Below are 12,090 nucleotides of genomic sequence, written 5' to 3'. Positions count from 1 at the left end.
TATGTGATTACTCAGAACAACAACTAATATAAACTTTTAATACTAAAAATCATGGTTTGGATCTTCAATAAGGAGTTCGGGTTTTGGTTGGCATTTTAAATAGATGAAACCAATTAATCCGGAAATGATAGAGGTACACAGAATAGCAAACTTAGCCCCCGAGATATAGCTTTGATCGGTAAAGGAAAGCAAAGAAATGAATATCGACATCGTAAAGCCAATTCCGGCAAGCATGCCCACCCCAATAATATGATTCCATGTTACACGTGCGGGCAGCTTGGCCCAATTTAATTTTACTGCTAACCACGAAAATAAGGTGATTCCAATTGTTTTCCCAAAAAATAAACCTACAAAAATTCCCAGTCCAAGGGTAGAGAAAAGCCCATCAAGCATCCCGTATTCAAATTTGATTGTGGTATTTGCCAAGGCGAAAATAGGCATGATGAAATAATTTACTGGGATTTTTAATTTATGCTCTAATTTTTTAACTGGCGAGCTATAAACACTTTTATACATAGGAATGGTTAATGCGAGGAGAACGCCCGAAATAGTAGCATGGATTCCCGAATGATGAATAAAATACCATAACAAGACTCCTGGAATGATATAATAAATCAGGTTTGTAACCTTCAGGAAATTTAACGCATACAATGAGGCAAAAACTAATCCTGCCATTAGCAAATAATACCAATGGATCTGTTGGGTATAAAATAGGGCGATAACCAGGATCGCTCCCAAATCATCAGCAATTGCTAGTGCGGCCAAGAAAATCTTTAACGAAAGCGGTACATTTTTCCCTAACATCGAGATAATTGCTAGTGCAAAAGCGATATCCGTTGCCATCGGAATTCCCCAACCTGTTGCACTTTCCTTTCCGTAATTAAAAGCAACATAGATCAGGGCTGGAACAACCATTCCGCCAAATGCGGCAAGGACGGGTAAAGAAGCTTCTTTAATGGTTGATAATTCTCCTTCGGCAATTTCTCTTTTAATTTCTAATCCTACCAATAAGAAGAAAATGGCCATTAAACCATCATTTATCCATCCCGAAATAGAATACCTCAGTTTTTCTCCAAACCCAACCTTATAAGCTAAAAATTCTGTAAAATTTTCCCCAAATCCAGAATTTGCAACGATCAATGAAAGGACAACGCAGATCAATAAAATGATTCCGCTATTTTTTTCTGATGCAAAGAAGCTTTTTAAAATAGAAGTTTTGGGTTTCATAGTTAAATGTAGGTAATCTAGTGATAAGCTAACTAATTAAAAAACCGCTCCCAAAATGGAAGCGGTTTTTTAAGTTTTTTTTAAAGAAGTGCAGAGCCTGAAAATGGATTTTATTTAAACAGCGTTGCTCTGACACTAACCTCGAATGTTCCGCTGGCTACGCCTTGAAGTGCAGCGGTTTCTGTGGTATAGAAAGCCATGATAGCCAGTGAGCTTCTATAATTGATACCCGCACCAAAGGAAGCGCTATTGGTTGTATGGTACATCCCCATTAGAAATAACTTATCTGCGAAATTAAAATTGGCCCCCGCATCAAAAATGCTCTTATAACCCTGAATGTTTCTGAAAGCTACTTTTGGTTCTATTTCCAATGCGTTTGCACCTGTTCCTGTAGTGATCTTGTAGCTAGCTGCTGCATAAAATCTCGATCTATCCACTGTATTATCATCATCCTGATTAACAAAACTTCTGAGGTTAGGAATGGCTGCTTCAACATTTAATTTATCGCTGGTGTAAGCAATACCAAAATCTCCGTCAAATAATGAGCCTTTATTGTTAAATGCCGTTAATGAAGGATCGGTTAGATCGCCATTTACATCGCTATAATCAACCCGCTCATTCATAATGCCCACAGATGCGCCAAAATTTAGTTGTTGACTTTCGCCGTTCAATGGCAAATGATAGGCATAAGTAGCCACTGCTTTGGTGCGTTGGAGCGAGCCCGCCTTTTCGTTAAAAAAATTAAAGCCTAAGCCTACTTTGTTTAATTTATAATCGGCAGTAATACTTTGTGTACTTGGCGACCCTGGAATATTGCTCCATTGCTTGCGGTAATTCAGATTTACATTTAGGCCGTTATTAAATCCAGCGTATGCCGGATTGGCTTGATATTGATTTAAGAAATATTGCGCTGTTAATGGATTGAGTTGCGCCTTTACTTGGGATACTGAAAGGGATATAAAAGCGATAACCAGCAGTAAAAAAATGTTAAGCTTTTGATTTAATTTATAATTGATTGTCATGATCTTAGTTTCTTACTATGGTGATGTAACCGGTAAATTTGCTGATGTTGGTTCCGAAATCGATGATGTAATAATAAGTGTCTGAAGCTAGTGGAGATCCGTTATAAGTTCCATCCCATTCGTTTGCATATCCCCTTTTTGTATACACTATTCTACCTGATCTATCGAATACTTTTAAGGTATTATTAGGATAATAATCAATGTTTTCGATTACAAATTTATCGTTTTTGCCATCTCCGTTAGGACTTAAAATATTAAGTGGTTTTATTTGGTAATCGTCGGCCACGTTAATGGTGATGCTTTGGCTGCTTACACAACCGCTTGCGTTTGTACCCGTAACGGTATAAGTGGTAGTTTGCTTAGGCCTAACAGTTAAATTGGCTGTTCCCGCTCCAGAAACCACATCAGTTAACGGTGCCCATGTATAATTCACTGCTCCGCTTGCCGTTAGTACAACTGCGTTACCTTTAGAAATAGATACGTTCGTGCTACTTGAAATACTAATAACCGGAAGAGAATTAATTGTTACCACTGCGCTACCGGTTTGGCTTTGGCTTGCATAGGTATCAGCTACGCTAACCAGGGCATACGTAAAGGTGCCAGCAACATTTGTTGGTGCATTTAACGTTGCAACATTACTTGTTGTGGTAATGGTTCTATTTGTACCTCCATTAATTGTGTAAGTAAATGTGTATGGTGCTGTACCAACAGACCCCGTAAATGTAACCACAGGTGATGTACTATTGATACATGTAGATGAGGTTCCCGCAATTGCAGCAAGGGGTAGGGGACGAACAATAATTGTGGCAACACCAGTTTGAACCTGGCCACAATTTGCATCAGCTACGCTTACTAAATTATAGGCGAATGTTCCTGTTGCGTTAGTTGGTGCACTTACGTTAACACTGTTTCCGGTAGTAGTAGTGACGGTTCTGTTAGTACCACCATTAATGTTGTAAGTAAACGTATATGGGGCCGTACCATTTGCGCCCGTGAAGGTAACATTTGGTGCTGTTGCATTTTGAGGCAGGCTGGTAGAACCCGCAATAGTGGCCGTAGCTAATGATCTTACGGTTAACGTAAAGGTTTTACTGCTTGTGTTTATTCCTCCAAAAGCGGTTCCTCCATCATCGGTAACAGTAACAGTGATGTTTGCTACACCTGCCACATTGTTTTTTAAATGGTAGGTTATAGTTCCTTTATCAGTGCCCACAGATTGAACGGTTAGTAAATCAAATAGGTTAGGATTGTCTGATGTAACCGTTAATGTAGTAGTTTGCGTAGTTTCTGGACCTGCAGTAATACCAGATAAAGCCACAGTTTGATTAGCTGGGTTGTAACAAATGGTCGAATTTACAATAGGAGCTAGCGTTGGTTCGCCATTACCAAATAAATATCTTGATTTAATTGGATAGTGATCTGTTGTAGTTGAGCTATAATTGGTAACGAGATTTTTAACTGCATCCAAAACTTCGGCTGTACCTGGGATATAGTTTGCATTTAATGATTTAGTAAGGATCACATTATCAATCACCGTGTTAAAGCCTGCGGTTGATTGTTTTCCTGCCAAACTTAATGGTAAGGTGATAGGGAAATAATTAGCGGCATCATTAGTAAAATCACTATACGATGTTCCTGTTCCCGCTGGGAGGGGGGCGATAGTTTTGTTCGCATCCAGAACATCATTGAAATCACCTAGAATGATTACTTTTTTCCCTGCAAGATTAGCATCAATCCAATTTTTAAACTGGAGATTTCCACCCTTTCTTCTATTGTAGGCATCAATTTGATCAGCCGTAGTTCCCGTATTTGCCTTTGCGTGAATTTCTATAAAGGTTACTATATCCTTCTTGCCATTAATGGTTACTTCGGCCTCCATGGCAAAAGGGAAACGGCCAGATGACCAATTTTTATAAGGTGTGCCATCAACACTTGTTGAAGCAACAGCTGGATTATAGGTGTCCTGCAGTACGCCATAGGTTCTTAGTGGATGAACCAGATCGGTACGGTACATAAAAGCTAATTTTTGCGCTAAAGGGTAATCTACATCAAGTTTATCATCAGCATACGAACCAAATGAACTAAAAATAACATTGTATCCCGCTGGTAAAACCGTATTTCTAAATAACGTGGTATCCACTACCTCGGCAAAACCATAGACGTCTGCTCCGATGTTATTTACTACGGTTTTTACATTCGCCGCTTGTTGCACATCGTTTGATGGATCTTGAGCTGGGCTACCGAACCATTCGATATTCCAGTTAACCACTTCCAAGGTGTTTGCAGCATCAAAGGTATTTCCAGATAAGGTTACAGCCTTGTTAGTTGATCCAGGTGTTGCAATCGTCACATCAGCAGCGTAAGTTGTATTTACTGCTGTTGGAGAAAATTTAGCATAAACCGTAGGTGAAGTATTGTTAATCGCGGCTTTGTTGTAGGTAATTGTTGGTCCGAAAGTACCTCCGCTTGTGCTAGAAATTGTAAAGTTTGATGGAGCGGTTAAGGTAACATCCCCAGTTAAATTGCCGGCCGAAAAACCGAATGTTCTTTCCGTTGAAGTAGTGTTAGCTGCTTGGAAGCCAAAATTTAAGCTAGAAGTAGAAACAGTAACATCAACCGGAGGAGGTGTAGCTGAATTGGTTACGGCAAAATCGTCAACCGTCCAACGGCTTGCCGATGATGTGGTAGAGTTGTAAACGAAAGCCACATACACAGGTGTTGCTTTATAGGCCGATAGATCAATATTGCCTGATTTGGTCCACACATCAGAGGCGGTTTCTGGAAACTTACCGTCAATGGTTGTCCATGTGGCCAGGTTAGGATTTCCGGTACCACTATAATTGGTAGATACTTTTAACTGTAATTTATCTCCCGCAAAGGCAGATCTTGTCCAGTAAGACAAAACTGCATAATTCATTGATGATAAATTTAATGCAGGAGAAATTAACCAATCTTCGTTTAATACGTTTCCGCTTGAATATCCATTAATCTGAAGCGCATTGCCTAAACTTGCCGTCCCTGTAGGATCGCTAGAATCATGTCCGAAAGTAGTGGTACAGCCCCACAACTGAGGTCCGGTGACACTATATTGGTAAAACCCATCAGAAAGTGCCGAACTTCCAACAATGGTGCAGTTCTCAAAGTTAAAAGCCGTTTGATTTGGATCAACCGCTGGTCCGGTTAACGTCACGTTTACTGAAGTGGCTCCCGCACTAGCGTGCAAAATGGTGCCAGTTGCGTTTCCTGCAGCCGTAGGGGCAAACTTTACATATACGGTTTGCGTAGTTGCCAATTCTGCTACCGTATAATTAACCGAGGTAGAAAAGGTAACATTATCCTTAGATATTGAAAATGGTGCGCTAACAGAAAGTGTAGTTGGATTGGTTAAGTTTCCTGATGAAAGGGTATAGCTTTTTGCTGCTGAAGTAGTGTTGATGGCTTGATTTGAAAATGCCAGTGCTTTTGGCGTAGTAGTTAAATATGGACCTGTTATAGAAGCAGGTTCTGTACTCGTAGAGTTTTGTGGAGTTGGAAGTTTACTTACAAAATCTGTAGAGTTATCATCGCTATCATACCCATTTCCACTAAATTCCTCCGATCCCCCGACGCCTAGAGTGGTTGCATCAGAAGTTGCGCTAGCTTTACGTTCAACCGAAACTGTTGCCGAAGGAACAGCCGTTGGGCCGCTACCTTCGAATGCATTAGCGGTGGCGCCAAAGCCTACAAAATCTATAATTGCCGCTCCTGTTGGCATAGCTCCAGTTTGAGCAACGGCTACATTTGCCAATAAAACCTTACCAGCACCTGCGGCCATGGCTATGCTTCCCGCTTTATCTGGAGTAGGTAAATTGGTAGTTCCCGATGTGCCTGCTGCTTCTTGAACCAGATAAAAGCTTTTTGGAGCGATGCTTCCACTCAGGGCGGTTACTTGCCATGAAGTGCCTGTCGCGCTAGCATATTGTACAGACCAACCTGTTAAATTTACGGCAGTTAATGTTGGATTATATAGCTCAATGAAATCATTTTTATACACGGATCCAGAGTTTCCCCCGCCGCCATAAACCTCACTAATTACGATGTGGTTTGCGCCGGCAGGTTCTTTTGTTAATGAGTTTTGAGGGTTTGGCGTGGTAACTACAAAATCGGCACTATTCACATCCGTATCTCTACCATTACCATCAAATTCTTCGGCACCGCCAACACCCATACTCGCCACAGTTGAGGCAGCACTCGCTTTACGTTCAATAGAAGTGGTGTTTGAAATTAAAGGAGTGGGTGAACCTTCAAAACCTGTAGCTGTTGGTCCGAAACCCACTTTGTCAACTACAGCTGCGGTAGATGGATTTGCTCCTGTTAATAAAGCTATAGAATTGCTTAAAATTACTTTTCCTGTAGTTCCCGAAAGCGCTAGAGTACCCGTTGCATCAGGCGTTGGCAAATTAAGTGTTCCACCTGCGCCAATTGCTTCTTGCACCAAATAAAATCCTTTTGCGGGAATGCTTCCAGTTAATGGCGTTGAAGCCCATGTGCCAGTACCAGTGGCGCTTGAGTACTGGACAGACCAACCGGTCAAATCTACAGCAAGATCACTTGGATTATATAATTCGATAAAATCGTTTTTAAAAGCGGCTCCTGCGTTTCCGCCACCACCATAAACCTCACTAATTACCACATGCGTTGGAAGGGGTGGAGGTGTAGTTCCTGTTCCAGTAAGAGTTATGGTTTTATCAGTAGCACCTGTACTGGTGTGAAGAATAGTTCCATTTGATGTAGTAGCGCTTGTTGGACTATACCTAGCAAAAACCGCTGGTGAGAAACTCAATTCGGCAACGGTATAGGTAAGTGTTGTACCATAAGTAGTATTGTTCTTAGAGATTTCAAATGGCGCTGATGTAGTAAGTGTAACAGGGCCAGTAAGTCCCGTTCCGCTTAACGTATATGCCTGCGGCGAAGAGCTTGTGCCCACGGTAACCGTGCTAAAATCTATGTTTGTTGATGCCGTATTAATTACACTTGAAATCCCGGTTGCGCTCAAAGCAACATTAACCGTGGTTGCACCTAGCGAAGTATTTGCTATGTTTCCATTAATGGCTCCACCTGCTGTGGGAGTAACCTTAACGTATATGGTTTGAGGGCTTAGCGCTTCAATTGGCGAAAATGTTGCAGTGTTGCCGAAAGTGATGTTATCTTTTGAAACCGAAAATGGCGCAGCAGTAGTTGCGGCAAATCCTGCAGTTAAATTTGAACCACTAAGCGTATAGGTCTGAACTGCCGAAGGAGTGCCCACATTTTGGTTTCCAAATGCAAGAGAAGTAGGTGATGAACTTAATGTTGGTGCTGAAGGAACGCCATTACCAGTAAGCGTTACACTTGAAGAATAGGTGTGGCTACTCGTATGTATCGTGCTTCCAGTGGCAGGGGCCAGGGTTGTTGGACTAAACCGAACATATACAGTACCCTGAGGTGTAATTTCCGCTAAATTATAATTGATAGCATAGCTAAAGTTAACATTATCTTTAGAGATAGAAAATGGTGCAGCGGAAGTAACATACACATTATCTATTAATGCCGTACCACTTAATTGGTAGCTTTGCGATATTGAATTTGTGCCCACACTTTGATTACCAAAATCAATCGAAGTTTTAGTGGGAGTGAGAACTCCCAACACCCCATTACCAGTTATTGGTAAATTAAATGGAGTGGCCCCAACGCTTGTATGGACAATATTTGCTGTTTGTACTCCCTCAGAAGTAGGTCTAAATTTTACGTATAGTGTTGGCGATGCATTTGCTTCGGCAGCAGTATAAACAAGGGCGTTTAAAAAATTAATATTATCTTTTGATATATAATAAGGTGCTGCTACGCTCACATTTACACTTGCAGTTAAATTTGCTCCATTTAATACATAACTTTTCGAAAATGGATTACCCCCGGTAATTACGTTACCGTAATCTATACTAGTTGGTGTGGTTGATAGTGAAGGCCCCCCTGATGGACTTGATGTAAACGTTAAATTGAAATTATCAATTCCTGAAGTTGGTCTATTTCCAGAGCCCGTTGATGCAGAAAGATTTACGATTCTAATCCAAACCGGACCGGTATTATTATCTAAGGCAGTACCAAAATCTACACTTATGCTATTGTTTGTAAATGAAGAGCCACCCGTTGTAAGGGTGCCTGTGGCAGTTGCTGCTGTGAAGGTAGTAGGAGTAGCACCAAAGCCATAATCAACTGTCCATGTGCTTGTACGCGGAGAACTTGCATCTAATGATTGGAGATCAAATGTGAGTTTAAGTGCGGTTTTTCCTGTAGTGTTATCAATTTGGAAAACAAAAGCACCTCCAGGATCGGAAGCGGCAACCTGTCTAAAACCTAAAGATCGATCAGTAGCTGCCGCTTGGGTTGCTGTAACTGCACCAGATCCTGCAGTTGCAGAAGCAGAATTCCTGAAGCCACCAGTAGTGCTATTCCATGCGGTTGCGGCTGTTGTTAATGTAGCTGCTGTACCTAATGAACTTGCTGTTGCGCCGGTTCTGATCGTAAAACCAGCAGGCAAACCTGTTCCTATTCCATTAAAATTCTCAACATAGGGTGATGTTGTGAGCGTTACTTGTGCAAATAAGCCGCCCGAAATAAAAAACAATAAAATAAAGAGTAAAGATCTTCTCATATAAATTCGTTTATGCAACAAATGTATAGGATAAAGCCTGATCTACATATTAAGTTGTTGTTAAATATTGATTTTGTGGAAAACTAAAAATAATGTTTAGTAATTTTTAACGTTAGGTATGTTTTTTTAAGAAATAGCTTACAATTTATCGGAAATGTTAATAGAGCTTTTGGGAGTACACAGTGCTCGGTGTTCAGTTCTCATTTTTCAGTTGCCAACTGTTAATTCCAACTGAGAACTACAGGAAGTCTTCAATATCACCCTTACCTTCCCTAATCACCTCAAAATCACCATTGGTACAATCAATAACGGTAGAAGCTTCATTGTCGCCATAGCCACCATCAATTACCATGTCTACTTGTTCCTCATACTTCTCGTAGATCAATTCTGGATCCGTAGAATATTCAACAAGTTCATCATCATCCCTGATTGATGTAGAGATAATGGGATTGCCTAACTCCGCAACAATTGCTCTGGCGATATCATTATCGGGAACACGGATACCAACTGTTTTTTTATTGGAGCTCAATAGCTTGGGTACATTATTATTGGCATTAAAAATAAAGGTAAACGGCCCAGGTAAGGCTTTTTTAAGAACTCTAAAAATCGTAGTATCTATGGGCTTGATAAAATCAGAAATATGCCTCAAATCAGAGCAGATGAAAGAAAAATTGGCTTTCTCTGGCTTTATTCCGCGAATGCGACAAATTTTTTCTATTGCTTTTTGATTGGTAATATCACAACCCAAACCATAAACGGTATCCGTTGGATAAATGATTAGGCCTCCTTTTTTGAGTACCTCAACAACTTGTTCAATCGCCTTAGGATTTGGATTTTCTGGATAAATCTTAATTAACATACCCAAAAATAACAAAATTAAAGGCTTGGTTGTTTAGTAACTAGATTTATAAGTTTTTATGTACAAAAAATTGTACATGTCTTGTTCTTATCTTATATTTGTGTAAAGCACGATAAAATGGAAATTACAAATTATACTTCTTTTAGACAAAGTCTAAAAACCTATTTGGATAAGGTTTTTTCTAATCATACCCCGTTGTTTGTTACGAGAGCAAAAGGCGAAGATGTAGTGGTCATGTCTAAAGCAGATTACGACAGCATGCAGGAAACATTTTACTTAGTTAAAAGCCCTAAAAATGCCCTTAGGTTACAAAAAGGACTAGAAGACTATCAAAAAGGTTTAGCTAAAAAGCAAAACTTGATTGATAATGGATAAATTATTTCTAGAAGTTGGTTGGGATGATTATCTATATTGGCAAAATACAGAAATGTCAATTCTGGCAAAAATCAATTACTTATTTAAAGAAATTGAGCGCACTCCTTATGAAGGAAGTGGTAAACCCGAGCCATTGAAACACCAATACTCTGGTTGGTGGTCTAGAAGAATTAATCTAGAACACCGCCTTATTTACAGAGTTAATAATAATTCGATTTTTATACTTCAATGTAGATATCATACTTAAAATATTATGAGAAAAGCATTCATCGCCATTGCGGCATTCCTGGTTGCACTAACCATTTACCTAGGTCTTTTGTATCCACAATTGTGGTGGACATTCATTTTTACCGGGCCATTTGTGCTCTTGGGGATGTATGATCTTTATCAGCCAAAACATAGCATCGTTAGAAACTATCCGGTTTTTGGTAGACTGAGGTACTTTATGGAGGAACTAAGGCCTAAGATCTATCAATATTTTGTAGAGAGCGATACCAACGGTAAACCTTTTAGCAGGTTAAACAGATCACTGATCTACCAGCGGGCAAAAAAGGAAAACGATACCATCCCTTTTGGTACGCAATTAGATGTGTATGAAAATGGATACGAATGGTTAAGCCATAGCATTGCGGCCATTAGTCATCATGAGTTGGACGTAAATCCGCGAGTGATGATTGGTGGGCCAGACTGTAGTCAGCCTTATTCAGCTAGCATTTACAATATTTCTGCCATGAGTTTTGGCTCGTTAAGCAAGAATGCCATCCTGGCCTTAAATGGCGGAGCAAAAATGGGGAACTTTGCCCATAATACGGGTGAAGGTGGGATTAGCGATTATCATTCAGGTCCAGGTGGCGATTTGATCTGGCAGATTGGAACCGGATATTTTGGGTGCCGTAACCATGATGGTACATTTAATTATGAGGCATTTGCAGAGCGATCAAAGACAGAAAACGTTAAAATGATTGAGATTAAGCTTTCTCAAGGTGCAAAGCCTGGTCATGGTGGTATTTTGCCAGCAAAAAAAGTAACCCCAGAAGTAGCACGGATCAGGTTGGTAAAAGAAGGCTATGATATCATTTCGCCTCCTGCACATTCGGCCTTTTCTACGCCGCTTACTATGATAGAATTTGTGAAGAGACTCAGAGAACTGTCAGGAGGAAAACCGATAGGCTTCAAATTATGTATTGGTCGCAGAAGCGAGTTTTTTGCCATTTGCAAAGCGATGGTAGAAACCGGTATCTATGTAGATTTTATCACTGTGGATGGGGGAGAAGGTGGTACCGGAGCGGCTCCCCAAGAATTTTCAAATGCTGTTGGAATGCCTTTACGCGAGGGTGTGGCTTTCGTTTATGATGTGCTGAGCGGATTTGGTCTAAAAAAACACATCAAAATTATTGCTTCAGGTAAAATATCTTCGGGTTTTGATCTGGTTAAAAACATTGCTCTTGGTGCAGATCTATGTAATTCGGCCAGAGGGATGATGTTTGCCCTGGGTTGTATTCAGGCTTTAGAGTGCAATAGCAACACCTGTCCAACAGGGGTAGCCACTCAGGATGAAAGTTTAATGAAAGGACTTGTTGTTGAAGATAAAACCGTGCGGGTATTTAATTTCCACAGACTCACCGTTCAAAGTGCGGTTGAGCTATTGGGAGCAGCAGGGCTGAAACATCCTTACCAACTTACAAGAGCCTATATCAATAGAAGGATCGGGCAAAATGTGATGCAGTCTTACATGGAAACCTTTCCCTACATCCCAGAGGGAAGCCTAACACAAACCCCATATCCATCCCAACATGAACTGGGAATGGCATTAAGTACATCAGCTAGCTTTGCTCCTACAGATTATAAGGTTTCGGCAATTGATTATCCGTCTGCAAGTTCGCATCAATAAATGGAAGATGGAAGATGTAAGATGGGAGATGGAAGGTGGAAGATGG

At 40.5% G+C, this 12,090-nt stretch carries 7 protein-coding genes; 3 read left to right on the top strand and 4 right to left on the bottom strand.

What is annotated here, in order from left to right; all coding sequences use genetic code 11:
- Nucleotides 1-42: 42 nt before the first annotated feature.
- The 4 genes from nhaA to AC6H0V_RS07855 form a co-directional block, all read right to left on the bottom strand.
- Nucleotides 43-1,227: a Na+/H+ antiporter NhaA gene (gene nhaA, locus AC6H0V_RS07870; protein ID WP_497563174.1), complete on the bottom strand. Its 1,185-nt coding sequence runs from the start codon at nt 1,225-1,227 to the stop codon at nt 43-45.
- A gap of 110 nt (nt 1,228-1,337) precedes the next feature.
- Nucleotides 1,338-2,249: a PorP/SprF family type IX secretion system membrane protein gene (locus tag AC6H0V_RS07865; protein ID WP_497563173.1), complete on the bottom strand. Its 912-nt coding sequence runs from the start codon at nt 2,247-2,249 to the stop codon at nt 1,338-1,340.
- Nucleotides 2,250-2,253: 4 nt separating this feature from the next.
- Nucleotides 2,254-8,919 (bottom strand): T9SS type B sorting domain-containing protein, encoded by a 6,666-nt coding sequence (locus tag AC6H0V_RS07860; protein WP_497563172.1) that lies wholly within the window; start codon nt 8,917-8,919, stop codon nt 2,254-2,256.
- A 238-nt stretch (nt 8,920-9,157) separates the two neighbouring features.
- Nucleotides 9,158-9,778 (bottom strand): L-threonylcarbamoyladenylate synthase, encoded by a 621-nt coding sequence (locus AC6H0V_RS07855; RefSeq protein WP_497563171.1) that lies wholly within the window; start codon nt 9,776-9,778, stop codon nt 9,158-9,160.
- Nucleotides 9,779-9,895: 117 nt separating this feature from the next.
- Here AC6H0V_RS07855 and AC6H0V_RS07850 point away from each other — a divergent pair, with 117 nt between their 5' ends.
- The 3 genes from AC6H0V_RS07850 to AC6H0V_RS07840 are packed head-to-tail and all read left to right on the top strand — an operon-like array spanning nt 9,896 to nt 12,044.
- A complete protein-coding gene (locus AC6H0V_RS07850) occupies nt 9,896-10,153 on the top strand; it encodes a type II toxin-antitoxin system Phd/YefM family antitoxin (RefSeq protein WP_497563170.1) in 258 nt (85 codons plus the stop codon).
- A complete protein-coding gene (locus tag AC6H0V_RS07845) occupies nt 10,146-10,400 on the top strand; it encodes a Txe/YoeB family addiction module toxin (protein ID WP_497563169.1) in 255 nt (84 codons plus the stop codon). Before AC6H0V_RS07850 ends, AC6H0V_RS07845 begins: the two co-directional genes overlap by 8 nt.
- Nucleotides 10,401-10,406: 6 nt before the next feature.
- A complete protein-coding gene (locus AC6H0V_RS07840) occupies nt 10,407-12,044 on the top strand; it encodes an FMN-binding glutamate synthase family protein (RefSeq protein ID WP_497563168.1) in 1,638 nt (545 codons plus the stop codon).
- Nucleotides 12,045-12,090 lie beyond the last annotated feature (46 nt).

The sequence above is a fragment of the Pedobacter sp. NO84 genome (genome assembly GCF_059703915.1).
This window is presented reverse-complemented; position numbering and strand designations above follow the sequence as displayed.

Excerpts from the sequence above, each read along its gene's own strand:
- nhaA (WP_497563174.1), bottom strand. The coding sequence starts at position 1,227 with ATGAAACCCAAAACTTCTATTTTAAAAAGCTTCTTTGCATCAGAAAAA.
- AC6H0V_RS07865 (WP_497563173.1), bottom strand. The coding sequence starts at position 2,249 with ATGACAATCAATTATAAATTAAATCAAAAGCTTAACATTTTTTTACTG.
- AC6H0V_RS07860 (WP_497563172.1), bottom strand. The coding sequence starts at position 8,919 with ATGAGAAGATCTTTACTCTTTATTTTATTGTTTTTTATTTCGGGCGGC.
- AC6H0V_RS07855 (WP_497563171.1), bottom strand. The coding sequence starts at position 9,778 with ATGTTAATTAAGATTTATCCAGAAAATCCAAATCCTAAGGCGATTGAA.
- AC6H0V_RS07850 (WP_497563170.1), top strand. The coding sequence starts at position 9,896 with ATGGAAATTACAAATTATACTTCTTTTAGACAAAGTCTAAAAACCTAT.
- AC6H0V_RS07845 (WP_497563169.1), top strand. The coding sequence starts at position 10,146 with ATGGATAAATTATTTCTAGAAGTTGGTTGGGATGATTATCTATATTGG.
- AC6H0V_RS07840 (WP_497563168.1), top strand. The coding sequence starts at position 10,407 with ATGAGAAAAGCATTCATCGCCATTGCGGCATTCCTGGTTGCACTAACC.